The organism is Pseudomonas sp. Pseusp11, assembly GCF_047304405.1.
Lineage (GTDB): Bacteria > Pseudomonadota > Gammaproteobacteria > Pseudomonadales > Pseudomonadaceae > Aquipseudomonas.
Window position 1 is genome coordinate 53881 of the sequence record NZ_JBGLZF010000017.1, and the last position, 24917, is coordinate 78797.

Annotated in this window: 21 protein-coding genes, 3 tRNA genes and 1 pseudogene; 3 read left to right on the forward strand and 22 right to left on the reverse strand. The window is 58.4% G+C overall.

The features are described from left to right. A complete protein-coding gene (locus tag ACCC96_RS15795) occupies window positions 1-777 on the forward strand; it encodes a TatD family hydrolase (protein ID WP_019651087.1) in 777 nt (258 codons plus the stop codon). Window positions 778-924: 147 nt separating this feature from the next. On the opposite strand, the gene ACCC96_RS15800 is transcribed toward ACCC96_RS15795, so the two are convergent. The 5 genes and pseudogenes from ACCC96_RS15800 to ACCC96_RS15820 all read right to left on the reverse strand — a co-directional run bounded on the left by ACCC96_RS15800 (window position 925) and on the right by ACCC96_RS15820 (window position 6948). Beyond that, window positions 925-1854, reverse strand: a complete 930-nt coding sequence (locus ACCC96_RS15800) for a methyl-accepting chemotaxis protein (RefSeq protein WP_413696300.1) — start codon at window positions 1852-1854, stop codon at window positions 925-927. Continuing rightward, window positions 1831-2922, reverse strand: a pseudogene (locus ACCC96_RS15805) (methyl-accepting chemotaxis protein); the annotation flags it as partial. The pseudogene ACCC96_RS15805 and the gene ACCC96_RS15800, both read right to left, overlap by 24 nt. A gap of 345 nt (window positions 2923-3267) precedes the next feature. After that, on the reverse strand, window positions 3268-4104 hold the full coding sequence (gene ampE, locus ACCC96_RS15810; RefSeq protein WP_064616142.1) for a regulatory signaling modulator protein AmpE: 837 nt from the start codon (window positions 4102-4104) through the stop codon (window positions 3268-3270). Then, complete coding sequence (gene ampD / locus ACCC96_RS15815) at window positions 4101-4676, reverse strand: 1,6-anhydro-N-acetylmuramyl-L-alanine amidase AmpD (protein ID WP_019651084.1); 576 nt, start codon at window positions 4674-4676, stop codon at window positions 4101-4103. Before ampD ends, ampE begins: the two co-directional genes overlap by 4 nt. Window positions 4677-4740: 64 nt before the next feature. Next, the gene (locus ACCC96_RS15820) at window positions 4741-6948 is read right to left on the reverse strand and encodes a DUF1631 domain-containing protein (RefSeq protein ID WP_413696266.1); all 2208 of its coding nucleotides are present in this window, start codon (window positions 6946-6948) and stop codon (window positions 4741-4743) included. A gap of 267 nt (window positions 6949-7215) precedes the next feature. Here ACCC96_RS15820 and nadC point away from each other — a divergent pair, with 267 nt between their 5' ends. Then, window positions 7216-8064 carry a carboxylating nicotinate-nucleotide diphosphorylase gene (nadC, locus tag ACCC96_RS15825; RefSeq protein ID WP_413696267.1) on the forward strand — a complete coding sequence of 283 codons (849 nt, stop codon included), beginning with the start codon at window positions 7216-7218 and terminating at the stop codon, window positions 8062-8064. A 51-nt stretch (window positions 8065-8115) separates the two neighbouring features. Here nadC and ACCC96_RS15830 read toward each other — a convergent pair whose 3' ends face one another. After that, window positions 8116-8421: a DUF6388 family protein gene (locus ACCC96_RS15830; RefSeq protein ID WP_018929491.1), complete on the reverse strand. Its 306-nt coding sequence runs from the start codon at window positions 8419-8421 to the stop codon at window positions 8116-8118. Between the two features lie 304 nt (window positions 8422-8725). Between ACCC96_RS15830 and ACCC96_RS15835 the strand changes: the two genes are divergently transcribed. Continuing rightward, window positions 8726-9271 carry a hypothetical protein gene (locus ACCC96_RS15835; protein WP_413696301.1) on the forward strand — a complete coding sequence of 182 codons (546 nt, stop codon included), beginning with the start codon at window positions 8726-8728 and terminating at the stop codon, window positions 9269-9271. Between the two features lie 10 nt (window positions 9272-9281). On the opposite strand, the gene ACCC96_RS15840 is transcribed toward ACCC96_RS15835, so the two are convergent. The 16 genes from ACCC96_RS15840 to rlmE all read right to left on the reverse strand — a co-directional run bounded on the left by ACCC96_RS15840 (window position 9282) and on the right by rlmE (window position 24876). Continuing rightward, window positions 9282-9357, reverse strand: a tRNA-Thr gene (locus tag ACCC96_RS15840). A 226-nt stretch (window positions 9358-9583) separates the two neighbouring features. After that, window positions 9584-11689: a polyribonucleotide nucleotidyltransferase gene (gene pnp, locus ACCC96_RS15845; RefSeq protein WP_258672337.1), complete on the reverse strand. Its 2106-nt coding sequence runs from the start codon at window positions 11687-11689 to the stop codon at window positions 9584-9586. Between the two features lie 197 nt (window positions 11690-11886). Next, complete coding sequence (gene rpsO / locus ACCC96_RS15850; RefSeq protein WP_011332409.1) at window positions 11887-12156, reverse strand: 30S ribosomal protein S15; 270 nt, start codon at window positions 12154-12156, stop codon at window positions 11887-11889. A gap of 117 nt (window positions 12157-12273) precedes the next feature. Next, window positions 12274-13191, reverse strand: coding sequence for a tRNA pseudouridine(55) synthase TruB (gene truB / locus ACCC96_RS15855; protein WP_007933551.1), 918 nt, complete (start codon window positions 13189-13191; stop codon window positions 12274-12276). Between the two features lie 3 nt (window positions 13192-13194). Then, on the reverse strand, window positions 13195-13596 hold the full coding sequence (rbfA, locus tag ACCC96_RS15860; RefSeq protein WP_007900467.1) for a 30S ribosome-binding factor RbfA: 402 nt from the start codon (window positions 13594-13596) through the stop codon (window positions 13195-13197). A gap of 159 nt (window positions 13597-13755) precedes the next feature. Next, window positions 13756-16275 (reverse strand): translation initiation factor IF-2, encoded by a 2520-nt coding sequence (infB, locus tag ACCC96_RS15865; protein WP_019582451.1) that lies wholly within the window; start codon window positions 16273-16275, stop codon window positions 13756-13758. Window positions 16276-16302: 27 nt separating this feature from the next. Beyond that, window positions 16303-17784, reverse strand: coding sequence for a transcription termination factor NusA (gene nusA, locus ACCC96_RS15870; protein ID WP_007933547.1), 1482 nt, complete (start codon window positions 17782-17784; stop codon window positions 16303-16305). A gap of 47 nt (window positions 17785-17831) precedes the next feature. Next, window positions 17832-18290 (reverse strand): ribosome maturation factor RimP, encoded by a 459-nt coding sequence (rimP, locus tag ACCC96_RS15875; RefSeq protein WP_007973115.1) that lies wholly within the window; start codon window positions 18288-18290, stop codon window positions 17832-17834. A 138-nt stretch (window positions 18291-18428) separates the two neighbouring features. After that, window positions 18429-18505: transfer RNA gene (locus ACCC96_RS15880), tRNA-Met, on the reverse strand. Window positions 18506-18601: 96 nt separating this feature from the next. Next, window positions 18602-18687 (reverse strand) — tRNA-Leu (locus ACCC96_RS15885). Between the two features lie 22 nt (window positions 18688-18709). Next, on the reverse strand, window positions 18710-19093 hold the full coding sequence (gene secG / locus ACCC96_RS15890) for a preprotein translocase subunit SecG (RefSeq protein WP_018929487.1): 384 nt from the start codon (window positions 19091-19093) through the stop codon (window positions 18710-18712). Between the two features lie 4 nt (window positions 19094-19097). Continuing rightward, a complete protein-coding gene (gene tpiA, locus ACCC96_RS15895) occupies window positions 19098-19853 on the reverse strand; it encodes a triose-phosphate isomerase (protein WP_007933541.1) in 756 nt (251 codons plus the stop codon). Between the two features lie 66 nt (window positions 19854-19919). Continuing rightward, window positions 19920-21257, reverse strand: a complete 1338-nt coding sequence (gene glmM, locus ACCC96_RS15900; RefSeq protein ID WP_413696268.1) for a phosphoglucosamine mutase — start codon at window positions 21255-21257, stop codon at window positions 19920-19922. Between the two features lie 16 nt (window positions 21258-21273). Then, window positions 21274-22125: a dihydropteroate synthase gene (gene folP / locus ACCC96_RS15905; protein WP_019582454.1), complete on the reverse strand. Its 852-nt coding sequence runs from the start codon at window positions 22123-22125 to the stop codon at window positions 21274-21276. Between the two features lie 8 nt (window positions 22126-22133). Beyond that, window positions 22134-24044: an ATP-dependent zinc metalloprotease FtsH gene (gene ftsH, locus ACCC96_RS15910; RefSeq protein WP_018929483.1), complete on the reverse strand. Its 1911-nt coding sequence runs from the start codon at window positions 24042-24044 to the stop codon at window positions 22134-22136. Window positions 24045-24246: 202 nt separating this feature from the next. Beyond that, window positions 24247-24876 (reverse strand): 23S rRNA (uridine(2552)-2'-O)-methyltransferase RlmE, encoded by a 630-nt coding sequence (rlmE, locus tag ACCC96_RS15915; RefSeq protein ID WP_007933535.1) that lies wholly within the window; start codon window positions 24874-24876, stop codon window positions 24247-24249. Between the last annotated feature and the right edge of the window lie 41 nt (window positions 24877-24917).

The following is a 24917-nucleotide window of genomic DNA, read 5'->3' on the forward strand; positions in this document are numbered from 1 at the left end:
GTGGAACTGATCGACACCCACACTCACCTGGACTTTCCGGACTTCGACCCGGATCGTCAGGCGCTGCTGGCCGAGAGCCGCGCCCTCGGCGTGCGGCGGATGGTGGTGCTGGGGGTGTATCAGGCCAATTGGCAGCGGGTCTGGGAGCTGGTGCAAAGTGATCCCGATCTGCACGCGGCGTTTGGTTTGCACCCGGTGTATCTGGATGACCATCGCCCTGAGGATCTGACCGAACTCGGTGACTGGCTGACGCGGTTAGCGGGCCATCGCCAACTATGCGCGGTGGGCGAGATTGGTCTGGATTACTTCATCGAAACTCTGGATCGTGAACGTCAGCAAACGCTGTTCGATGCCCAGCTGCAACTGGCAGCGGACTTCAACCTTCCAGCGTTGATTCATGTGCGACGCAGCCACGCGGCAGTGATTGCCACGCTCAAACGGTTTCGCTTGAAACGGGCGGGGATCATTCATGCCTTCGCCGGCAGCCAGGAAGAGGCTCGCGAATACATCAAGCTCGGTTTCAAACTCGGCCTCGGCGGCGCCGCGACCTGGCCACAAGCCTTGCGCATGCACCGGGTGATTGCCGGTTTGCCCCTTGAATCGGTGGTACTGGAAACCGACTCACCGGACATGGCCCCCGCCATGTTCCCCGGCCAACGCAACAGCCCGGCCCATTTGCCGGCGATCTGTGAGGCACTGGCCACCCTCATGACGATCAGCCCCGAACAACTGGCCGCTGCCAGCACGGCCAACGCCTGTGAGCTGTTCAACTGGTAATCCAATACCTGTGGGAGCGGGCTTTTGTGGCGAGGGGGCTTGCCCCCGTTCGGCTGCGAAGCAGTCGTAAATCCGGACAACTCGGTCTGTCTGGACCGGCGCCGGGGGCCGCTTCGCGACCCAACGGAGGCAAGCCCCCTCGCCACATCAAACCCGGAACGCACTGATCAACTGCTTGAGCTCCACCACCTGCGCCGACAGCGCTCGGCTCGCATTCTCGGTCTGGTGCGCGCCTTCGGCGGTGCGCTCGCCGGCGCGGTTGATCTCGACGATGTTCTGGTCGATGTCGTGAGCCACAGCGGTCTGCTGCTCTACCGCAGCGGCAATCTGCTGGTTCTGGTCGACGATCATGCCGACGGCGCCGAGGATGTTTTCCAGCGCCTGCTGGACCTTTTCCGACTGCCCGACGGTGCCGTTGGCCATCTGATGGCTGGTGCCCATTGCCTTGACCGCCGCACCGACACCGCTGTGCAACTTGGCGATCATCTGCTCGATTTCTTCGGTCGATTGCTGGGTGCGCTTGGCCAGGGTCCGCACCTCATCCGCCACCACCGCAAAACCCCGGCCCTGCTCGCCCGCGCGGGCGGCTTCGATGGCGGCGTTGAGGGCCAGCAGGTTGGTCTGTTCGGCAATGCTTTTGATCACCTCCAGCACACGACTGATGGACTGACTGTCGCTGGCCAGTTGATTGATCACCCGCACCGACTGATCGATTTCGCTGGCCAATGCCGCGATGCTGCCCTGCTGGGACTCCACCAATCCGCGACCGCTGATGGTCTCGTCATTGACGCTGTGGGCACTGCTGACAGCCGCAGAGGCACTGCGCGCCACCTCCAGGGAAGTGGCCGACATCTGGTTCATCGCGGTGGCGACCTGTTCGATCTGCGTACGCTGTCCCGCCACCGCCTGGTTGCTCTGGGCGGACACGTGTTCGACCTGCCCGGCCTGGCGCTCGACCTCGCTGACGGTCTGCCCCACTCGTTCGATCAGGTCATGGATTTTCTTCACGGTGCCGGTGAACACCTCGCCCAACTCGCCCAGTTCGTCGCGGCTGTTGGCGCTGAAGGTCACGGTCATGTCACCGGCCGCCACCTTGTCCATCACCGCGCCCAGACGCTTGAGGGTGGTGCGGGTCGAGGCGTAGAACCCGCCATAGAGGTAAAAAATCAACACAAACACCAGCGCCAGCGCCACCGCCTGCAACACCATGTGGGTACGGTGCTGCTCCAGCCGCTGCTGCAACTGGGTGCCGAGAAACTTCAGGGTGGCTTCGTTGAGTTGATAGGTCTGGTCCATCAGGCCCGTGACCTGATCGAAAAAGGCCTGCCACGGCGCATCGAGGGTGTCGGCCATCACCACCTGTTCCTCGAACAGTTCACTGGCCTTTTTCAGGGAGGCCTTGCTGCTTTCTGCCTGAGCCGCCAGGGTTTCGTGCGCGGCTTTACTGGAGCCCAGTGCGTCCTTCAACTTCAGGCCGTATTCGGCCTGAAGTTTTTCGATCTGCGCCAGCAACTCATCAAATCGGGTACTCGAGGCCGAATTGAGAAAGCCCTGCCCCAGCGAGTAAGACCCCATCGCCCGGCCCTCGCCGAGTGTCTGAGTGACGGCCGGCGTGACGTTGGTAATGAGTTCACTCAGCTGACGCATGTCGCTCTGGCTGTCGCGGCTCAGGCCGGCCTGACTGGCGATGATCTGGCTGAAAATCTGCGCGTTACCGAGCAACTTGCCGATCAGCGCACTTTTGCTTTGCAGGGAGTTTTCCGCTTGCTGGGCCTTGAACGCGGCGATCATTTCATCGCGTTTACCATCGAAAAACGTGATTTGCTCCGGGTCAGTGGTCATCGCCGCCAGCCCTTGCAAACGGCTCAGAACGCTTTGCTCCAGGGCACTGATCGTCGATTCGACATGATTGGCCTTGCCGGACTGGCCCAGGGTGACGTTGATCTGTACCAGGTTGTTCAGGGTTTCCAGGTCTCGACGCAGGCTCAGGCCGCTGCCCAACAGGTCGAGGCTCTGCAACTCGATCCGGGTGCCCTGGAATTCGCGATAGGAATCGCGCACCAGATAGAAGTTGGTCACCAGCATCGGTACGAGGAACAGCACGCTGATCAGGCTGAACTTCATGCCGAAGCTCAAGCGGTTCATCAGCGCGACGGCGGGATAGAGCAAGCTCTTCACTGTGAAGTCTCCCTTTGATTTCTTATTTTTATTGGCAGGCGCGCAGAGACAGCAGATAGCCACTATTGGCGCTGCCTCTGTATAGCCTAAATCGGAGGGAGGTTTTGTAACTTAAGGTTAACGACAAGTCGCCGTTGTTGGAGCGGATGAGCCCCTGTGGCGAGGGAGCTTGCTCCCGTTCGGCTGCGAAGCAGTCGTAAATCCAGACAAGTCGGTCTGTCTGGACGGGCGCCGGGGGGCCAGGGGCCGCTTCGCGACCCAACGGGAGCAAGCTCCCTCGCCACAATGAAGTTCGCTTCAGATGTGTTTGGATTACGACAAAACAGTCCACAACGCAAAACCGGCATACCAAAGCACCGCCGCGCGCAGCAGCAGTTCCCAGATCCGGTCCAGGCTGTTGATGCCGTCCGGGCCGACCACCGGCGCCGGAATTTCACCGGCCACCAGTCCGACCTTCTCGATCAGTTGGGCGGCGCTGATGTTCCAGTTCAGCAGCTCATGCAGCATCACCCGGCTGACCGCGACAAAGTTGCCAACCAACGCGAAGCTCGCCGCCAGCAACCGCACCGGCACCCAATCGAACGCGTGGCGCAGTTGTGTCGCGCGCTCGACCACGGCCGGGTTTTGCCCATGCTCTTCGGCCAGCGCCAGCAGTCGATAGCTCAGGGCCGCGACCGGGCCCAGCAGGAAGTACCAGAAGATCACCGCGAAAAAGCTCTGATAGGCCTCCCACAGCAAATGCCCTTGTACCCGCTCCAGCAACTGCTCGCCGCTGTCGGCGCAGATATCCAGATCGCGTTTGGCCACATGGGCGGCGGCTTGCAGGTCTTCCCGGCGCCAGGCATCGCGAAACGGCCCCAGGCCGGCCAGCAGATCGCCACGCCCCAGACTGTAAATCACCACCAACAGGTGGACGGGCAACGCCAGCAAGCCATAGGCCACCGGGTCCAGCACCACCAACAGCAACCCCAGCAGCGCCACCGGCAACAACACCAGCACCACCAGTATCAGCCACGGACGGTTGCTCATGCGTGGGCTCACTTCAAGCTTGTTCAGCTCACGCACCCAACCCGCATCACGTTGAACCCGATGGCGCAGGGCCGAGAATTTCTCGATCCATACCGCTAACAGCAGCACCAGAAAACTCATTGTTGCTCCTCTTCTTCCTGAGCAGCTTTTGCCAGGGCCGCACGATAGCGTGCCCAGTCAAACGCCGGTCCCGGATCAGTCTTGCGCCCGGGTGCAATGTCGCTATGCCCGCAGATACGTTGCGCGGTGATACCCGTGAAGGCGCTTTGCAACTGTCGGGTCAGGGCCGTCAACACTTGATATTGCGCATCGGTAAACGGTAGATCATCCGTGCCTTCAAGCTCGATGCCCACGGAAAAATCGTTACAGGTTTCCCGTCCCTCGAAACACGAAACGCCGGCGTGCCAGGCGCGCTCAAGACAAGAGACAAACTGAGTGACGGTGCCGTCACGTTCAATCAGAAAGTGCGCAGACACCCGCAGGTCGGCGATCCCTGCAAAGTAGGGATGTTCCGTGACATCCAGACGATTCTGGAAAAACTCCTGCACCTTGCCCGTCAGAAACTGCGCGGGCGGCAGACTGATGTTGTGGATCACCAGCAGGGAAATCTCGCCCTCGGGGCGCGCATTGAAGTTGGGCGAAGGGCATAAACGCACACCCTGACACCAACCACTCGCGGGGTCCAACTGCATACAGGCTCCTTCAACGACGACTGTGTTGGCGCCCAGTATGCCGCGATAGACCCTCGGCGCGCGATCACTTGCCGCGATTGAGACGCCGCAGGTTGCCCAACACCGATTCCAGCGCCCGATCGAACAGCAAGGTGTCGTCCAGCGTGCGCACCGCGCCACGCCGAAACTCCAGGGCCAGGCCGGTACGGTTGTGCTCCAGCACTTTCATTCCGGTGCGGTCGACAAAGATGTACTTGCCGGTGGTTTCAATGATCGCCGCCAATTTACAACGCAGGGTGTTTTCCTCGTCTTCCTGAAACTCGACCCAGCACCCCGGGCGCAGTTGATCGACTTGCAGTAGCGCGACATCATCCTCCGGCAAACGCACCGAGGCGGTTTCGACCGGGCCTTCGTCAGCAGTACGAAGCACGATTTCCTCCTGCACTTCCACCATCATCGGCCCCTCGACAGGCGAGCTGTTCTGGCCCGGACGCTCAAACAGTTGAACGTGCAGGGCTTCCAGCTCGCTGAAAAACTCGCTGGTGGCGAACGGGTCGAATGCCGAGCTGTTCAGCCCATCGCGCAACGACTTGAGCAACCCTGGCACCAGCGCCAACAAGCGCAGGCTCGCATCGGGTTCGTCATGGCGCTGAACGCTCCAGATCAACTGCTCCATGGTCTGCACATCGGCGTGCCATTCGGCGGACTGATCACCGTGCTTGAGGCCGGTCAGCAACAGCACTTTGCTCCAGGCCTCCTGAACAAACACCACCACGCTGTGCGGCAAAACCTTGCCCACCAACACCTGATTCAACGCCTGCTCGACGCGCTGACGGGCCAGTTCGGTCCTGGCACGGCCTTCTTCGGCGTCTCGGGTGCGCTGCTCCAGCAATTCACTGCGACGACGCTCGTCATTGGTGAAGGCGAGGAAATCCGCCAGCAGTTCGGAAAAGATCGCCGGGTCATCGACAAAGTCGTTCAACAAGCGCTGCACCACCTGCTCAATGCGCAGGTACAGACTGTCGCGCTGATGGTCATCGCACTCGCCCCAGCCCATGGCCGCCGCGGCGATTTCGTTGAGCAAGCGCCGGGCGGGATGGCTGCTGCGGCTGAAAAAACTCTTGTCGAGCACCGCAACTTTCAGCATCGGAATCTGCAAGCGGCCGATCAGCGCCTTGAGGGAGTCCGGCAGGTTGCGGTCATCGAGAATGCATTCGAAGAGCATGGCGATCAGGTTGATCACGTCTTCATCAGCCACCCCGACCACCCGCGACCTGCCGCTTTTGACGCTGACCCGGGTCAGCAGCAGTTCGAGCTGGTTACGCAGGTCGAAGTCGTCCTGAACCGCCAGCGCCGGCACGTATTGCTGCAAGTGCGAGAGCAGTCGCAGCAGATCGCGGGTAGAAATGGGCTGGGTCTGGGCACTGACCTCCAGGGTCGGCGCAACGCTGCCGCGCACATGGAGCAGCAACTCCTGCAAGGCGGCGAAAACTTCCTGCACCCCCTCGTCAATCTGTGGATTGCCGCTGCGACTCCCTGCCTCGACAGGGTCGGCGTGAGCACTGGCAGCCGCTCGATCAGTGGCACGTCGCGCCGGGGCGGGCTTGAGGTCCGGCAGCACACCGGTGGCGATCAGCAGTTGATTGGCCTCGGCGTAGAGCTGATCGGCGTTGCTGAGCACATAGCGCTCGAACAGCTTGAGGATGATCAGCTTGACCTTGATCTCCATCCCCAGGTTGCGCCCCGCCTGCAGAAAATACTCGCAGAGCAGCGTCGGCCCCAGGGGGTTGTGCTGTTCGACCAATTTCTTGCCCAGCAAGGTGCTCAGTCGGGCGGTGAGCTGGTCGAGGGCGAAACCATCACGGTTCAGCACTTTGCCGACCATGACCTCCACCGCCACATTACGCTCCATGTCGTCATGGGATAGCGACACCGAGGTATCGAAAGCCAATACCCGGGGCAAGGCAGCCTGTGAGGTGTCGCACTGCGTGAGCCTGAGGAAAGCCTCGAGGAACTGCTCAAGAAAACCGCGCTCGATATTTTTGCGCTTGAGGCGCAAATCGCGCATGGCTTCGAAGAAGATGTTTTGCTCGACATCGTTCCGGGCCCGGTCGGCCATTTCGAACAAGGTGTCGTCGGCGTTATCGAACAGCTCCTGCAAACCCTGCTTGAGCTGTTGGGCAGCTTTGTCGCGAACCTGAAGCAGAATCACAGGCAGGCGGGCGAGCAGCGAATGAGTCGCCTGATCGGTAGTCGCCTTGTGCAAAGGCACTACATTCCCGTCGTTGTGCATCCAAGCCTCCTGAAACGGTGATTCTTCGGTTCACGTCAAAGCCATGACGTCAAATGCAAGGCGGATTATCGACAAAAGCCCCCCCTTGTGCCAGCTGACTCTGCGCGTCACCAAGGAATAGACGTTTATGAGTGACCCTTGCTTAGCGCCAATTGCTCACGCGAATCGACCAAATGCAGGTTTGCGAACGACGGGATGGTTGTTGATGCCTTGGGTTGCCTCGCGCCATGGCCCTATAATCGGGCCACTTTGTTTGTGGAGCCCGTTATGCCGAATCTACGTCTCGCCGATTTGACCGCCGAAATCGAAGCCAACGTGCGCCGTGCGTTGCTCGAGGACATCGGCAGCGGCGACATCACCGCGCAACTGATCCCGGCCGAACGTCTGGCCAAAGCCACCATCATCACCCGCGACGCTGCCGTCATCAGCGGCACTGCGTGGGTCGATGCCGTGTTTCGGCAGCTGGATCCGCGGGTCGCCGTGCACTGGCAGGTGAGCGATGGCGAGCGGGTGAAACCCAATCAGGCGCTGTTCCACCTCGAAGGCCCGGCACGCTCGCTGCTCACCGGCGAACGCAGCGCGCTGAACTTCCTGCAACTGCTCTCGGGCGTGGCCACTCGCGCGCAGTACCTGGCGGATTTCGTCGCCCAAACCCAAGTGAAGTTGCTCGATACCCGCAAAACCCTGCCGGGGCTGCGTCTGGCCCAGAAATACGCCGTGACCTGCGGCGGTTGCTACAACCACCGCATCGGCCTGTATGACGCCTTCCTGATCAAGGAAAACCATATCGCCGCCTGCGGTGGCATCCCTGAGGCTATTGCTGCCGCGCACAAGATCGCTCCGGGTAAACCGGTGGAGATCGAAGTGGAGAACCTGGCGGAGCTCAAAGAAGCTCTGGCGGCGGGGGCCGACATCATCATGCTCGATGAACTGAGCCTGGATGACATGCGCGAAGCCGTGCGCCTGAACGCCGGCAAGGCAAAACTGGAGGCCAGTGGCGGCATCAACGAAAGTACGTTGCTGCCGATTGCGCAAACCGGGGTGGATTACATTTCGATTGGTGCGATGACCAAGGATGTGAAGGCGGTGGATCTGTCGATGCGCCTGAGTCTCTGATCACGCCCCTGATAATCAAAAACGCCAGCCTCATGAAGGCTGGCGTTTTTTTCAGACCACCAGATTGTTCATCTCGCAGTACTCTTCCCACTCGACACCCAATACCTCGGCCGCCTCCTTGTGCAGTGCCAGGCGAGCGGCCTCAAACTCTTCCGGGGTTGAGGTGTACTTGAGCGTCAGTTCCCAAGGCTGCAAGCCCTGGGCTTCTGCCTCATCCTCGAATGCCCACTGGATCTGGTCTTTCTGATCGTCGGCAGGCAAGTCCTTGATCTCTTCCAGTAACTGGGGTGCATCCAGTACGTACTTTTTCAGGGCTTCTTCGTGTCTGGCTTCTTGGGTCAATTCTTTAACGGTCATGGCGTTCTCGCTGATCTGGGGAATGGAAGATGGATCTGGATCATCAAGGATCTCTCTGACGCAAAAAAACCGTTTGAAGCCCGGTTTGTCTGGCCTTCAGAACCATTCGGGATCATCTGAAAACTGCTGGGCGATGCTCATGCAGGCAACGAATATAGGACGTTTTGCCGACGATTTACACGGCTCTTTACATCTATCCCGCAAAAAGCTGTGTGCAAGAGATGCTGGAGACCTCGGGGAACATAAATTCAAATCCCAAGTCATAGCGATGTGCCATATCGGCACTTCACAAGGAACCCCAGTGATGCGCAGTTTTTCGAAGCTTTCGTCTACCCGTCTTGCCGCTGCTACCCTGCTGCTCGGCAGCCTGACATTGGCCAGCGCAGCTCAAGCGGCTGTCGAAGTCGCCTCTGACCCTTCGCTGTACTCCGACAAAATCTCCGCCCTCCACAATTCATACGGCAAGGACACGCTCGTCAGAACCAGTGTCAGCATCGATGATCTGGAAAACCTGCAAAAAACCGTGAAGGCCAATGCCAGCGAACTCGAAAGCCAGAAGCGCACTATCAGCGAACAGGCCCGTCAGATCGAAGAACTCAAACGCAACAGTGGTTCCAGCACCAGCTCCAGCAGCAAGGAGATTGATGATCTCAAGCGCACGGTCAATGAACAGGAACGCGACCTGAACACTCTCACCAAACAAGTGGAAGAGCTCAAGCGCAACAGCGGTTCCAGCTCCAGCTCGAACAACAGCGAGATCTCCAGTCTTAAACGGGAAATCAGCGATCAGGATCGCGCGATGGATCAGCTCAAGCGCACCGTCGAGGAGCTGAGCAGAAAGGTGAAGTAAGCGGGGGAAATGGTGCCCGAGACAGGAATCGAACCTGCGACCTTCGCGTTACGAGTGCGCTGCTCTACCGGCTGAGCTACACGGGCTGTGGGCTAAACCTAGCACCGGTCTCGAGGTCCGGCAACTTGTGGCGAGGGAGCTTGCTCCCGCTCGGCTGCGCAGCAGTCGTAAAACAGTGGGGTCGCTTCGCAACCCGGCGGGAGCAAGCTCCCTCGCCACACCAAATTCCACGCTCAGCTTTTTCCTGCACACAGCAAAACGCCCCGAACCAGTCGGGGCGTTTTGCTGTTCAACGGTCAGGCGCGGGGGTAATTAAACGCCCGAAGCCTTGGCCGCTGCTACGTCTTTGATGGACAGCTTGATACGGCCGCGGTTGTCCACGTCCAGTACCAGAACTTCCACTTCCTGGCCTTCTTTCAGGATGTCGGTCACTTTCTCAACGCGAGCGTCGCTCAGCATCGAGATGTGAACCAGACCGTCCTTGCCCGGCAGGATGTTGACGAACGCGCCGAAGTCGACGATGCGCTCAACCTTACCGACGTAGATCTTGCCGATTTCAGCTTCAGCGGTGATGCCCAGAACGCGCTGGCGTGCAGCTTCAGCCGCTTCCTTGGTTTCGCCGAAGATCTTGATCGAGCCGTCGTCTTCGATGTCGATCGAAGCCTTGGTCTCTTCACAGATCGCACGAATGGTCGCGCCGCCTTTACCGATGACATCACGGATTTTGTCGGTGTCGATTTTCATCGCGATCATGGTCGGAGCGTTTTCCGACAGTTCGGTACGCGACTGGCCAATGATCTGGTTCATCTGGCCGAGGATGTTCAGGCGCGCTTCCAGGGCTTGGCCCAGAGCGATTTCCATGATTTCTTCGGTGATGCCCTTGATCTTGATGTCCATCTGCAGCGCGGTAACACCTTTGGCGGTACCGGCCACTTTGAAGTCCATGTCGCCCAGGTGGTCTTCGTCACCCAGGATGTCAGTCAGGACGGCGAATTTCTCGCCTTCTTTAACCAGACCCATGGCGATACCGGCAACCGGTGCCTTCATCGGTACACCGGCGTCCATCAGCGCCAGGGAAGCGCCGCAGACAGAAGCCATGGAGCTCGAACCGTTGGACTCGGTGATTTCCGATACAACACGGATGGTGTACGGGAACACGTCGGCAGCAGGCAGCATGGCCTGAACCGAACGACGGGCCAGACGGCCGTGACCGATTTCGCGACGACCAGCGCCACCCATGCGACCACACTCGCCTACCGAGAACGGAGGGAAGTTGTAGTGCAGCATGAACGGGTCTTTTTTCTCGCCTTCCAGTGTGTCCAGCAGCTGTGCGTCACGGGCGGTGCCCAGTGTCGCGACGACCAGAGCCTGGGTTTCGCCACGGGTGAACAGTGCCGAACCGTGGGTCTTCGGCAGAACACCCACTTCGATGTTCAGCGGACGTACGGTACGGGTGTCGCGGCCGTCGATACGTGGCTTGCCGTTAACGATGTTTTCGCGAACGGTGCGGTATTCGATTTCGCCGAAAGCAGCTTTGACGTCAGCAGCGGAAGGCTGGCCTTCTTCACCGGACAGCTTGGCAACCACCTGGTCTTTCAGTTCGCCCAAGCGAGCGTAACGGTCGGCCTTGATGGTGATGGTGTAAGCCTGAGAGATCGCTTCGCCGAACTCGGCACGGATAGCGCCCAGCAGAGCAGTGGCTTCTGGCTGTGGAGCCCAGGTCCAGGTCGGCTTGGCAGCTTCAGCGGCCAGTTCTTTAACGGCGTTGATCACCACCTGGAACTCGTCGTGAGCAAACAGTACCGCACCCAGCATCTGGTCTTCGGTCAGCTCTTTGGCTTCCGATTCAACCATCAACACGGCTTCCGAAGTACCGGCAACGACCATGTCCAGGCTCGAAGCTTTCAGTTGTTCGTAAGTCGGGTTCAGCAGGTAACCGGTGCTTTCGTGGAACGCAACGCGGGCAGCGCCGATCGGGCCATCGAAAGGAATGCCGGAGATAGCCAGCGCAGCCGAGGTACCGATCATCGCAGCGATGTCCGGATCGGTCTTCTTGCTGGTGGAAACGACGGTGCAGACAACCTGCACTTCGTTCATGAAACCTTCAGGGAACAGCGGACGGATCGGACGGTCGATCAATCGGGAAGTCAGGGTTTCTTTCTCGGAAGGACGGCCTTCACGCTTGAAGAAACCGCCAGGGATCTTGCCGGCAGCGTAAGTCTTTTCCTGGTAGTGAACAGACAGAGGGAAGAAGCCCTTGCCTGGATCAGCTTGTTTGGCACCGACTACGGTCACCAATACGCTGACGTCGTCGTCAACGGTGACCAATACTGCGCCGGAGGCCTGACGGGCGATACGGCCAGTCTCGAGGGTAACGGTCGACTGACCGAACTGGAATTTTTTGATTACCGGGTTCACGGTGTCCTACCTTCTTTGTGGCTCTTGGGGGAACTGGTTTCTTGCGAAATTCTTGGGCAACGCCGGGAATCGGCCCGACTGTCATTGTCCAGGGTAAAACTATTGTCCAGATAAAACTTGAGGCTGGGAGCCTGCCATGTACCTGCGGGAAACCCGCTGGCACACAGCAAACAACCAACCTCTAGCGCAATCGCTTATTAGCGACGCAGACCCAGGCGAGCGATCAGAGCGCTGTAACGGCTCACGTCCTTGCCTTTCAGGTAGTCCAGCAGCTTACGACGCTGGTTAACCATGCGGATCAGACCACGACGGGAGTGGTGATCTTTACCGTTGGCCTTGAAGTGACCTTGCAGTTTGTTGATGTTGGCGGTCAGCAGTGCAACTTGCACTTCTGGCGAACCAGTGTCACCAACAGCTTGCTGGTAGTCAGCTACGATTTGAGCTTTTTCTTGAACGTCGAGAGCCATGAGGCAATCCTTTTATCAGGAAACTGTTTCAGAAAAACAGTTTCAACAGGCCAGGGACAAATCCCTGTATCTAAAAATGAGTAGTGACCGTGCCTGTTAACAGCCACCCTCGTTCGGTCATTCTGACCGAATCAGTCGACGTGGCGCGATGCGCCCGTCTTCGCTCACTTCACCGATACCGATGAAGCGACCATTGTGATCCTGTACCCGTACCATGCCAAATTTCGGTGCATCCGGGGCACGTACCGGCTGGCCGTTGAGCCAGTAGAACGCGCTCGCTTCCGAGAACTGCAACAGTGGCCAATCCAGCAGGCCGCTGTCCGATGGCATCAGGAAGCGGTCGACCGCTTCGTTGCCGCCTTCGGCATGTACCGCTTCCAGCTCTTCCAGAGTGACGGTCTGTGCAAGCGTGAAAGGCCCGGCCTGGGTACGTCGCAATTCAGCCACGTAAGCGCCACAACCGAGTTGCTCACCGATATCCTCCACCAGGGTACGGATATAGGTGCCTTTGCTGCAATCCACCGCAAGCCGCGCAGTATCACCCTCAAAGGCCAGTAATTCCAAGCGCGCAATAGTAACAGAACGCGGTTCGCGCTCCACTACTTCACCTGCACGGGCCAGCTTGTACAGCGGCTGCCCATCGCGCTTGAGTGCCGAGTACATCGGCGGTATCTGACTGATTTGCCCACGAAATTTCGGCAACACAGCTTCGATATCGGCACGACCAACGGTCACCGGACGTTCCAGCAAAACCTCACCTTCGGCATCCGCCGTGGTGGTGGTCTTGCCCAGTTGCGCCAGGGTTTCATAACCCTTGTCGGAATCGAGCAGGTATTGCGAGAACTTGGTGGCCTCGCCGAAGCACAACGGCAACACGCCAGTGGCCAGCGGATCGAGACTGCCGGTGTGCCCGGCCTTCTCGGCATTGAGCAACCAGCGGACCTTCTGCAACGCCGCGTTGGAAGTGAACCCCAACGGCTTGTCGAGCAGGATGATACCGCTGACGTTACGACGGATACGTTTGACCTGAGCCACCGATTACTCCTTGGCGTCTTCGGGTTCAGCCGCTACCGGGTGCTGATTGTCTTCAGCCACCGCGCGTTCGATCAGGGCCGACAGGTGCGCACCACGCACGACACTTTCGTCGTAATGGAAGTGCAACTGTGGAACGCTGCGCAATTTCATCTCGCGAGCCAACTGCATGCGCAGGAAACCGGCGGCGGAGTTGAGCACCTTGATGCTTTGCGCGATATCGTCACGGCTGTCCTGCCCCATCACGGTGATGAAGATCTTGGCGTGACCGACGTCACGGCTGACTTCAACAGCGGTAATGGTGACCAGCCCGACGCGCGGGTCTTTGACTTCACGACGGATCAGCTGTGCCAGCTCACGCTGCATCTGATCGCCGATACGTTGGGTACGGCTATATTCTTTTGCCATGTCTTGTTACCTGTTACTGCCCCACGGTGAAACCCGAAGGGTCTGAAAGCGGCAAACGCCCGGCCTGACAAAAGCCAGACCGGGCGTTGCGTTTAGAGTCCGACTGATGCGCCGCGCAATTGCATGCGGCTGGCCATCACGGCTCTTGAAGTACGCGAGTTAGAGGCTGCGAGCAACCTGAACCTTCTCGAAGACTTCGATCTTGTCACCGACTTTGACGTCGTTGTAGCTCTTCACGCCGATACCGCATTCCATGCCGGCACGTACTTCGGAAGCGTCATCCTTGAAGCGGCGCAGGGATTCCAGCTCGCCTTCGAAGATAACGATGTCTTCACGCAGTACACGGATTGGACGGTTACGGTGAACAACACCTTCGATAACCATGCAACCGGCGATCGCACCAAACTTCGGCGAACGGAACACGTCACGCACTTCAGCGGTACCCAGGATGTTCTCGCGAACATCGCTGCCCAGCATACCGGTAAGGGCTTTCTTGACGTCTTCGATGATGTCGTAGATCACGTTGTAGTAACGCATATCCAGACCTTCCTGCTCGACGATCTTGCGAGCGCCGGCATCGGCACGCACGTTGAAGCCGAACAGTACAGCGTTGGAGGCCAGTGCCAGGTTGGCGTCGGATTCGGTGATACCACCGACACCGCCACCGACCACACGCACTTGCACTTCGTCGTTACCCAGGCCATTCAAGGCACCGTTCAACGCTTCCAGCGAACCACGGACGTCGGATTTGAGGACGATGTTGAGCGTCTTCTTCTCTTCCTGACCCATGTTCTCGAAGATGTTTTCAAGCTTGCCGGCGTGAGCACGGGCCAGTTTGACTTCGCGGAACTTGCCTTGACGGAACAGAGCCACTTCACGGGCTTTCTTCTCGTCAGCAACTACGCTCATCTCGTCGCCAGCGTCCGGAGTACCGTCCAGGCCGAGGATCTCGACAGGGATGGAAGGACCGGCTTCCTTGATTGGCTTGCCGTTCTCGTCGAGCATGGCGCGAACGCGGCCATAGTTCGAACCGACCAGCACCATGTCGCCCTGGCGCAGGGTACCGTCTTGAACCAGAACGGTTGCAACCGGGCCACGACCTTTGTCGAGACGCGATTCAACCACAACACCACGACCAGGAGCCGAAGGGGTCGCTTTCAGTTCGAGAACTTCAGCTTGCAGCAGAACAGCTTCGAGCAACTCATCCACGCCGGTACCGACTTTCGCCGAAACCGATACGAACGGGGTGTCGCCGCCCCACTCTTCCGAAGTCACGCCGTGAACCGACAATTCGCTACGGATGCGATCGAGATCGGCGCCCGGCTTGTCGATTTTGTTCACTGCAACAACCAGAGGTACGCCAGCCGCCTGAGCGTGCTGAACAGCTTCAACGGTCTGCGGCATTACGCCGTCGTCCGCTGCAACCACCAGGATCACGATGTCGGTCGCCTTGGCACCACGGGCACGCATGGCGGTAAACGCGGCGTGACCAGGGGTGTCGAGGAAGGTGACCATGCCGCGTTCGGTTTCAACGTGGTATGCACCGATGTGCTGGGTGATACCACCGGCTTCGCCAGCAGCAACCTTGGCACGACGGATGTAGTCGAGCAGCGAGGTCTTACCGTGGTCAACGTGACCCATTACGGTCACAACCGGTGCACGGGAGAACGTCTCACCTTCAAACTTCAGGGACTCTGCCAGGGAATCTTCCAGGGCGGTGTCGCTGACCAGGGTCACTTTGTGGCCCAGCTCTTCAGCAACCAGTTGGGCAGTTTCCTGATCCAATACCTGGTTGATGGTCGCTGGGGTACCCAGTTTGAACATGAACTTGATGATTTCAGCAGCCTTGACCGACATCTGCTGGGCGAGATCGCCAACAGTGATGGTCTCGCCGATCTTCACTTCGCGCACAACAGGGCCGGTTGGGCTCTGGAAACCGTGGGCGTTGCGTTTCTTCAGCTTGGCCTTGCCGCGACCACCACGACGGAAGCCATCGCTTTCTTCGTCGGTAGTACGTGGGGCAACGCGTGGAGCAGGCGCTTTTTCCTTGACCGAAGCACGATGCGGAGCGTTTTTGCGCTCGCCATCGCCACTGCCACGACGATTGCTATCGTCGGCACGTGGTTTGTCCGGACGACGCTGCTCGTCGCGCTTGCGAGTGTCGGCTGCAGGTGCAGCGGCCACGACCGGGGCGCTTTCACGCACAGGTTCGGCAACTGCAACAGGCGCTGCGACAGCTTCGACAGGAGCGGTTTGCGCAGCAGCAGGCTGGCGACGCGCTTCTTCTTCGGCGCGACGCTTGGCTTCTTCTTCAGCCTTCTGACGTGCAGCATTTTCTACTGCGCGACGTTCTTCCAGTTCGCGTTTGCGCTCGGCTTCGATTTCTTCCGGGCTGCGCTGCACGAAGACTTTCTTCTTGCGTACTTCAACGCTGATGCTTTTGCTGCCAGCAACACGCAGGGTGCTGGTGGTTTTACGCTGCAGCGTGATCTTGCGTGGTTCTTCCACTTTCGCCTTGTGGCTGCTTTTCAAGTGAGTCAGCAAAGATTGCTTCTCACTGTCAGTCACATGTTCTTCGGCGGCGGTGTGCGGCAGACCTGCCTCACGCATCTGCTGCAACAGGCGCTCTACCGGTGTTTTGACCTCATCGGCCAGTTGTTTCACCGTGACTTGCGTCATGCACTTCTCTCCTCAGGCCGCGCCTAATTACTCGAACCAGTGGGCTCGGGCGGCCATGATCAACTTGCCGGCACGATCATCGTCAATGCCGTCGATGTCGAGCAGGTCGTCAATAGACTGCTCGGCCAGGTCTTCGCGGGTAATTACGCCGCGCACCGCCAGTTCCATCGCCAAATCCTTGTCCATACCCTCAAGCGAGAGCAGGTCTTCGGCCGGATGGGCGTCTGCCAGCTTTTCCTCAGTAGCGATGGCTTTGGTCAACAAACGATCCTTGGCGCGAGCGCGAAGCTCGTTGACGGTTTCTTCGTCAAAGCCGTCGATGTTGAGCATTTCTTCCAACGGTACGTAGGCAATCTCTTCCAGGCTGGTGAAACCTTCATCTACCAGCACCTGTGCCAGGTCTTCGTCGACTTCCAGCTCGTCGATGAAGTTGCGCAGGATGTCGCCGGTTTCTGCTTGTTGCTTAGCCTGGATGTCCGATTCGGTCATCACGTTCAGGGTCCAGCCAGTCAACTGGCTAGCCAGACGCACGTTCTGACCACCGCGACCGATGGCCTGAGCCAGATTGTCTGCGCCAACGGCGATGTCCATTGCATGGGCATCTTCGTCAACGATAATTGCCGCCACTTCAGCCGGCGACATTGCATTGATCACGAACTGAGCAGGGTTATCGTCCCACAGGACGATGTCCACACGCTCACCGCCCAACTCGCCGGACACTGCCTGGACGCGCGAACCGCGCATACCGATGCAAGCGCCTTGCGGATCGATGCGTTTGTCTTTGGAGCGGACCGCGATCTTGGCACGCGAACCCGGGTCACGGGACGCAGCCATTACTTCGATCAGGCCTTCAGCGATTTCCGGCACTTCGATGCGGAACAACTCAATCAGCATTTCCGGCGCGGTACGCGACAGGATCAGCTGCGGGCCGCGGTTCTCGGTGCGGATTTCCTTGAGCAGCGCACGCAGACGCACGCCAACCCGGAAGGTTTCGCGAGAGATGATGTCTTCACGGGCCAGCAACGCTTCTGCGTTATTGCCCAGGTCGACGATCACGTTGTCGCGGGTGACTTTCTTCACGGTGCCGGAGATGATTTCCCCCAGACGCTCGCGATAGGCATCAACGACTTGAGCACGCTCGGCTTCGCGAACTTTCTGCACGATGACTTGCTTGGCAGTCTGTGCAGCAATGCGGCCGAACTCGATGGATTCGATTTTTTCTTCGACAACGTCACCGACCTTGGCGCCAGGATGCGTTTGCGCAACCTTGCTCGGCCAGGTTTCGATAGCCGGATCGTCCAGGTCTGCTTCTTCGACGACCGTCCAGCGACGGAATGTCTCATAAGCACCGGTGTGGCGATTGATTTCCACACGCAGATCGACTTCGTCCTCGAAACGCTTTTTGGTAGCAGTGGCCAGAGCCAGCTCCAGCGCTTCAAAAATTACGTTTGCCGGTACGCCCTTTTCATTGGATACCGACTCAACAACCAGCAGTACTTCTTTGCTCATCGTACGCCTCGCCTTTCGCAAGCCATTGGATCCGCGGGATCCGCGTCTCAGTCAAAACTGGGAATAATGTTGGCCTTGTCGATCATATCGATCGGCAACAGGAACTCATGGTCTTCAACCTGCACCACGACGTCCTGCTCTTCTACACCGCGCAGAAGGCCCTGAAAGTTGCGTCGACCTTCAAAAGGCGAGCGCAGCTTGATCTTCACTTGTTCACCGGCAAATTTTGCAAACTGCTCAAGAGTGAACAGTGGGCGTTCCATGCCAGGCGAGGAAACTTCAAGGGTGTATTCAACGGAGATTGGATCTTCAACATCCAGCACACCGCTGATCTGGCGACTGACGATGGCACAATCGTCCACCAGCACGCCGCCTTCTTTATCGATATAAACGCGCAACATTGAGTGGCGACCTTGAGCCGAAAACTCAATACCCCAGCATTCATAGCCTAGGGCCACGACCACCGGGGCCAGCAAGGCCTGCAACTCTTCTAGCTTGCTCGACACCTGAACCCCCTCGTGCATGTATGTGCATGCTATGCAAAATAAAAAAATGGGCGAAACGCCCATCCTTGAAACGCCGCCGAATAGCGGCGTTGAAAGTGTCCAGCTAACAAAAAGCCCCTGAAAAGGGGCTCCTTAAACTGGTTGCGGGGGCCGGATTTGAACCGACGACCTTCGGGTTATGAGCCCGACGAGCTACCAGACTGCTCCACCCCGCGACAAAGCTGGGGCGGAAGTATACGACCGATCCCTGACAGGGTCAATGTAACCTTCCACCTACAAGAAAGCCCGCAACAGCGGGCTCTCCTGATAATTGGTACCGAGAAGGGGACTCGAACCCCTACACCCTATGGGCACAACCACCTCAAGGTTGCGTGTCTACCAATTCCACCACCTCGGCAATACTACGTTTGAAACTCTTCTTACTTCTGCTCTTGAGCTGGAGGCACGTCAGTCGCTGGAGTAGCCGACTTTTGCTCTTGAAGCACCGGGACATCATCAGAAGCCGGTTTTTGCTTTGGAACTTCCAACACTGCCGGGTTTGGCAAACCTACTTGAGTCAGCTGGTGAGCTTTCTCTTTAGCAAAGTAACCTAACCCCAAGCTGGTCATGAAGAAACCGGCGGCAAGTATAGCAGTAAACTTACTAAGAAAGGTAGAGGTACCTTGGCTTCCGAACACAGTATTTGAAGCACCTGCTCCGAAAGATGCACCAGCGTCCGCACCTTTACCCTGCTGCAGCAATACCAGAGCAACTACGCCCAACGCACCCAGCAGATGAAAAACGACTACGACTGTTTCCAGCATTTTTTCAGTTTCCCGCGGCGCGACAAATCGCACCGAACTCATCTGCATTCAGGGAAGCCCCACCAATGAGCCCCCCATCGATATCCGGCATGCCGAACAGTTCGGCCGCATTGGCCGCCTTCACGCTGCCGCCGTATAGAAGCCGCACACCTTGTGCGACTTCAGAATTCTCTGCCGCCAACTGGGCGCGAATGGCTGCGTGCACATCCTGCGCTTGTTGCGGCGAAGCAGTCAGCCCGGTACCAATGGCCCAGACCGGCTCGTAAGCAATCACTGCCTTTGCAAAAGCACCAACACCCAGCTCCTCGATGATGCTGCCCAGCTGACGCCCGACAACCTCAAGAGTTTTTCCAGCCTCGCGCTGCTCGAGGGTTTCCCCTACACACAACACCGGAATCAAACCACACGCCTGTGCTGCCGCAAATTTGCGATTCAGCGTCCCGTCGAGCTCGCCCATTATCTGGCGGCGCTCGGAGTGCCCGACAAGCACCAGGGAACAACCTGCATCCACTAACTGACTCGGTGAAATCTCACCTGTCAACGCACCCTGCCCGGATTCAATCGCAGAGTTCTGCGCGCCGACCGAAATCGACTTCCCTTGCAAACCATCAATCACTTGATTGATATACAAGCAAGGCGGGAACACCGCGACATCAACACCGCTCGGCAAGGCCAGATGACGAAGGCCGTCGATCAGCTCAGCGACGCTGGCGCGGGTACCGTGCATCTTCCAGTTACCAGCTACCATAGGGCGACGCATGCTGTACCTCGTCGGTCAAAGTGGGCGCAGATGTTACCCAACACAATCATGGCTGGCAAGCCGAAATCAGGCAGAAACTTCAGTTACCAGTTTTGCCAGCTCTTCGGCGTAATCGCGAACCTGCGTTTCGTCCTCGCCTTCGACCATGACACGCACCAGCGGCTCTGTCCCGGACTTGCGCAACAACACGCGCCCGCGGCCCGCCATCGCTTGAGTGACACGATCACTGGCCTCCTTGACAGTCGGATGCTCAAGCGGGCTCGCACCACCGCCAAACCGCACATTGATCAACACCTGAGGGCACTTGCGCAACGCCTGACGCGACTGAGCCAGGCCTTCTGCGCGCCGCTTCAGCGCCATCAATACCTGCAATGCAGCAATGATCGCATCACCGGTAGTGGTGTGACTGAAGCAGACAATGTGCCCCGAGTTCTCACCACCCACCAGCCAATCGCGCTCCAGCAACTCGGAGATGACGTAACGGTCACCAACGTTGGCCCGCACAAAAGGAATCGCCAGATCCGCCAGGGCCAACTCCAGCCCCAGGTTACTCATCAGCGTACCGACCACACCGCCCTGCAACTTGCCACGCTCTTGCAGGTCGCGAGCGATGATGAACAGCAGCTCATCACCATCGACGACAGCGCCGGTGTGATCAACCATCTGCACCCGATCACCATCACCGTCGAAGGCGATACCCAAATCGGCGCACTCGGCCAGTACGGCCGCTTGCAGCGGCGCCATATGGGTCGAACCGCAATTGTCATTGATGTTCAGGCCGTTGGGATTGGCAGAAAGCACAACAACATCCGCCCCCAACTCACGGAACACGCTAGGCGCCACTTTATAGGTCGCACCATGGGCACAATCGAGCACGATCTTCAGGCCGGCAAAACTGGTGCCGGCCGGAACGCTGCTCTTGCAGAATTCAATATAACGGCCCGAGGCATCGTTGACTCGCGACACCTTGCCGATCTTGCTCGACTCAACCACGGTCATCGGGGTGTCGAGCAGTTCTTCGATCATCAGCTCGACTTCATCCGGGAGCTTTGTGCCCTTACCAGAGAAAAACTTGATGCCGTTGTCGTCATGAGGGTTATGCGAAGCGCTGATCACGATGCCGGCTTCGGCATGAAAGGTCCGCGTCAAATAGGCGATGGCCGGAGTCGGCATTGGCCCCAACAGCATCACATCAGCACCGGCCGAGGTCAGCCCAGCCTCAAGCGCCGACTCGAACATATAACCGGAGATACGGGTGTCCTTGCCCACGAGCACCTTGCAGGCGCCCATGCTGCGAAATGCCATGCCTGCCGCCCAGCCAAGCTTGAGCATGAAATCAGGAGTGATCGGGTATTGACCGACCCGACCACGAATGCCGTCGGTGCCAAAGTATTTCTTGCTCATAAGTACTCCATCATTCTTATTCGGCTGATTCTACGGCGGCAATCATCCGCACCACGTCGACTGTTTCCGCCACATCATGGACGCGCAATATACGCGCACCTTTGACCGAAGCCAGTGCCGCAAGTGCCAGACCGCCATGCAGACGCTCACCCACCGGACGATTCAACGCCTGCCCGATCATGCTTTTTCGCGACACCCCGACCAACAGGGGCCGCCCCAAGGCATGCAGGGCCTCCATGTGTTTAAACAAGCTTAGGTTGTGCTGCAGGGTTTTCGCGAAGCCGAAGCCCGGATCAAGAATGATCCGCTCAGCAGGGATACCTACCGATGCACACTGAACCATGCGTTCGGCAAGAAACTCGCCGACCTCTTTCGTAACATCCTGGTACTGAGGGTTGTCCTGCATGTCGCCCGGCTCGCCGAGCATATGCATCAGGCACACCGGCAAACCGGTGGCCGCCGCTGCATCCAGAGCACCATCTCGACGCAACGAGCGTACGTCATTGATCAACCCCGCCCCCAGCCTTGCGGTTTCACGCATGACGGCAGGCGTGGAGGTATCGACCGAGATAATCACATCCAGTTCGCGACTGATGCGCTCAACGATAGGCGCTACACGCTCGAGCTCTTCAAGCGGCGAAACGGCCCTGGCACCGGGCCGGGTCGATTCGCCACCGACGTCGATCAGCGTCGCACCGGCCGCCACCATCGCCTCGGCGTGGCGCAGGGCCGCGTCCAGCTGGCTGTATCGACCGCCATCGGAAAAGGAATCGGGAGTGACATTGAGAATGCCCATGACATGCGTCTGGGCCAAATCAAGAACCCGGTTGCCGCAAGGCAACCGGGTCGAGGACTGAACAGAAGTCATTTCAAACCTTAAACGTCAGCAGCCGGACCGCCGATAGGTGTTTCCGGACGCCCATCCTGCACCACCGGAGGCGTGCCGGAAGTGTCGTTGCCGCCAGACCAGTCGCGAGGTTCGCGAGGCGTACGACCTGCCATGATGTCATCGATCTGATCGGCATCGATCGTCTCGTACTTCATCAAGGCATCCGCCATCGCATCAAGCTTGTCGCGGTTATCCGTGAGGATCTGCTTGGCCGTGCCGTAGCACTGGTCAATGATGCTGCGCACTTCGGAGTCGATCAGCTTGGCCGTCTCGCCAGAGAAACTGGCGTGCTGACCACCGCCGCCACGACCAAGGAACACTTCGCCCTCTTCTTCGGCGTACATCAATGGACCGAGTTTTTCCGATAACCCCCACTTGGTCACCATGTTTCGCGCTATCTGGCTGGCACGCATGATGTCGTTGGACGCACCGGTGGTGACGCCATCGAAGCCCAGGGTCATCTCTTCAGCGATACGACCGCCGTACAGCGAGCAGATCTGGCTGATCAGTGCACGCTTGGACAGGCTGTAGCGATCCTCTTCCGGCAGGAACATGGTCACACCAAGTGCGCGACCGCGCGGAATGATTGACACCTTGTAGACCGGATCATGCTCAGGCACGACGCGACCGACGATAGCGTGGCCAGCTTCGTGATAAGCAGTGTTCTGCTTTTCTTTCTCGGACATGACCATGGATTTGCGCTCGGCACCCATCATGATCTTGTCTTTAGCCAGTTCGAACTCTTTCATTTCGACGATGCGCTTGCCGGCACGAGCTGCAAACAACGAAGCCTCGTTCACCAGGTTGGCCAGGTCAGCACCGGAGAAACCAGGAGTACCACGAGCGATCACGGCCGGAGCGACGTCGTCACCCATCGGCACTTTGCGCATGTGGACTTTGAGAATCTGCTCGCGACCACGAATGTCCGGCAGGCCAACCACGACCTGACGGTCGAAGCGGCCCGGACGCAGCAACGCAGGGTCCAGCACGTCCGGACGGTTGGTCGCGGCGATGACGATGATGCCGTCATTCATTTCGAAGCCGTCCATCTCTACCAGCAACTGGTTGAGGGTCTGCTCGCGCTCATCGTGACCACCACCCATGCCAGCACCACGGTGGCGACCGACGGCGTCGATTTCATCGATGAAGATGATGCATGGCGCATGTTTCTTCGCCTGCTCGAACATGTCACGGACACGGCTGGCACCGACGCCGACGAACATTTCGACGAAATCGGAACCGGAAATAGTAAAGAACGGTACCTTGGCTTCGCCGGCAATCGCCTTGGCCAGCAAGGTTTTACCGGTACCCGGAGGACCAACCATCAGCACGCCGCGAGGAATGCGACCGCCCAGGCGCTGGAACTTGCCCGGATCACGCAGGAACTCAACCAGTTCGCCGACTTCTTCCTTGGCTTCGTCACAACCTGCAACGTCAGCCAGGGTGGTTTTCACCTGATCTTCGGAGAGCAGGCGCGCCTTGCTCTTGCCGAAACTCATCGGCCCACCCTTGCCACCGGCACCGCCCTGCATCTGCCGCATGAAAAACATGAAGACGGCGATGATCACCAGGATCGGGAAGCTTGCGACCAGAAGTTGAGTCCAGATGCTTTGCTGCTCAGGCTGCTTGCCTTCGACCACAACGTGGTTATCCACGAGGTCGCCGATCAGACCGTTGTCCTGGATTGCCGGACGAATGGTCTTGAAGCTATCGCCATCGTTGCGCTTGCCGGTAATCACGTAGCCATCAACCGCTACGCGCTCGACCTTGCCATCCTTGACCTGCTGGATGAAGTCGGAATAGTTGAGGGTCTGCGGCTCGTTAGGGCTGGAGAAGTTGTTCATCACCGTCACCAGGACAGCCGCGATGATCAACCACAGGATCAGATTCTTTGCCATATCGTTCAATTAACTACCCTCTGAAGCAAGCTCCGCTAATGGCGCGCGCTTCGCATGATATTCACCGGCCTAACTTACTACATTACCTACGGCTCTGGCAGGCGCCGTCTGTAACCCTTTGTGAAACACTTTCTACACGATATTCGCTAATGCACGCGGGGCGAAATATGAAAAACCTATCACCCCGCCAAAAAACCTCGTTTTACTCACTACGCCCGCGGTAACCCCAAGCCAGCATGTATTGCTCGCGGGAACTGTCACGGGAAGAGTCCGGCTTGATCATCTGGATCTTGTCGAATTTCCGACGAGCATCCTTCAGGTAAACATCAAACCCCTCGCCCTGAAAAATCTTGATCACAAAATTGCCACCCGGCTTGAGTATCCGCTCAGCCAAATCAAGCGCCAGCTCGCAAAGAAACATGGCTTTTGGCATGTCCACTTCAGGCGTACCACTCATATTGGGGGCCATATCGGAAATCACAAGGTCCACCTGCGAATTACCCACAGCTTCAAGGATCCGCGTGAGCACTTCGTCCTCGGTGAAGTCCCCCTGAATGAAAGTCACGTCCGGAATGCTGTCCATTTCCAGAATGTCCGAGGCGATCAGACGCCCCTGACCACCAATCAGACGGCTAGTCACCTGCGACCACCCCCCGGGCGCCGCACCCAGGTCGACAACGCTCATGCCGGGACGGATCAGCTTGTATTTCTCCTGGACCTCCAGAAGTTTGTAACTCGCACGCGAGCGGTAGCCATCCTTCTGCGCCTGCTTCACGTAGGGATCGTTGACATGTCTTTTCAGCCAACCAAGGCTTGTCTTGGAACGCGCCATTGGGCACCTCGATGATAAGGGTCGTGATTAATTGGGCGGAT

Bases quoted from the DNA above. Each gene is read 5' to 3' on its own strand.
- glmM (WP_413696268.1), bottom strand. From the start codon at position 21,257: ATGAGCAAGAAATACTTTGGCACCGACGGCATTCGTGGTCGGGTCGGT.
- folP (WP_019582454.1), bottom strand. From the start codon at position 22,125: ATGACTTCTGTTCAGTCCTCGACCCGGTTGCCTTGCGGCAACCGGGTT.
- rpsO (WP_011332409.1), bottom strand. From the start codon at position 12,156: ATGGCTCTCGACGTTCAAGAAAAAGCTCAAATCGTAGCTGACTACCAG.
- ACCC96_RS15820 (WP_413696266.1), bottom strand. From the start codon at position 6,948: ATGCACAACGACGGGAATGTAGTGCCTTTGCACAAGGCGACTACCGAT.
- ACCC96_RS15830 (WP_018929491.1), bottom strand. From the start codon at position 8,421: ATGACCGTTAAAGAATTGACCCAAGAAGCCAGACACGAAGAAGCCCTG.
- tpiA (WP_007933541.1), bottom strand. From the start codon at position 19,853: ATGCGTCGCCCTATGGTAGCTGGTAACTGGAAGATGCACGGTACCCGC.
- ftsH (WP_018929483.1), bottom strand. From the start codon at position 24,044: ATGGCAAAGAATCTGATCCTGTGGTTGATCATCGCGGCTGTCCTGGTG.
- secG (WP_018929487.1), bottom strand. From the start codon at position 19,093: ATGCTGGAAACAGTCGTAGTCGTTTTTCATCTGCTGGGTGCGTTGGGC.
- rlmE (WP_007933535.1), bottom strand. From the start codon at position 24,876: ATGGCGCGTTCCAAGACAAGCCTTGGTTGGCTGAAAAGACATGTCAAC.
- infB (WP_019582451.1), bottom strand. From the start codon at position 16,275: ATGACGCAAGTCACGGTGAAACAACTGGCCGATGAGGTCAAAACACCG.
- ACCC96_RS15800 (WP_413696300.1), bottom strand. From the start codon at position 1,854: ATGACCGTGACCTTCAGCGCCAACAGCCGCGACGAACTGGGCGAGTTG.
- ACCC96_RS15835 (WP_413696301.1), top strand. From the start codon at position 8,726: ATGCGCAGTTTTTCGAAGCTTTCGTCTACCCGTCTTGCCGCTGCTACC.
- nadC (WP_413696267.1), top strand. From the start codon at position 7,216: ATGCCGAATCTACGTCTCGCCGATTTGACCGCCGAAATCGAAGCCAAC.
- ampD (WP_019651084.1), bottom strand. From the start codon at position 4,676: ATGCAGTTGGACCCCGCGAGTGGTTGGTGTCAGGGTGTGCGTTTATGC.
- ampE (WP_064616142.1), bottom strand. From the start codon at position 4,104: ATGAGTTTTCTGGTGCTGCTGTTAGCGGTATGGATCGAGAAATTCTCG.
- rbfA (WP_007900467.1), bottom strand. From the start codon at position 13,596: ATGGCAAAAGAATATAGCCGTACCCAACGTATCGGCGATCAGATGCAG.
- nusA (WP_007933547.1), bottom strand. From the start codon at position 17,784: ATGAGCAAAGAAGTACTGCTGGTTGTTGAGTCGGTATCCAATGAAAAG.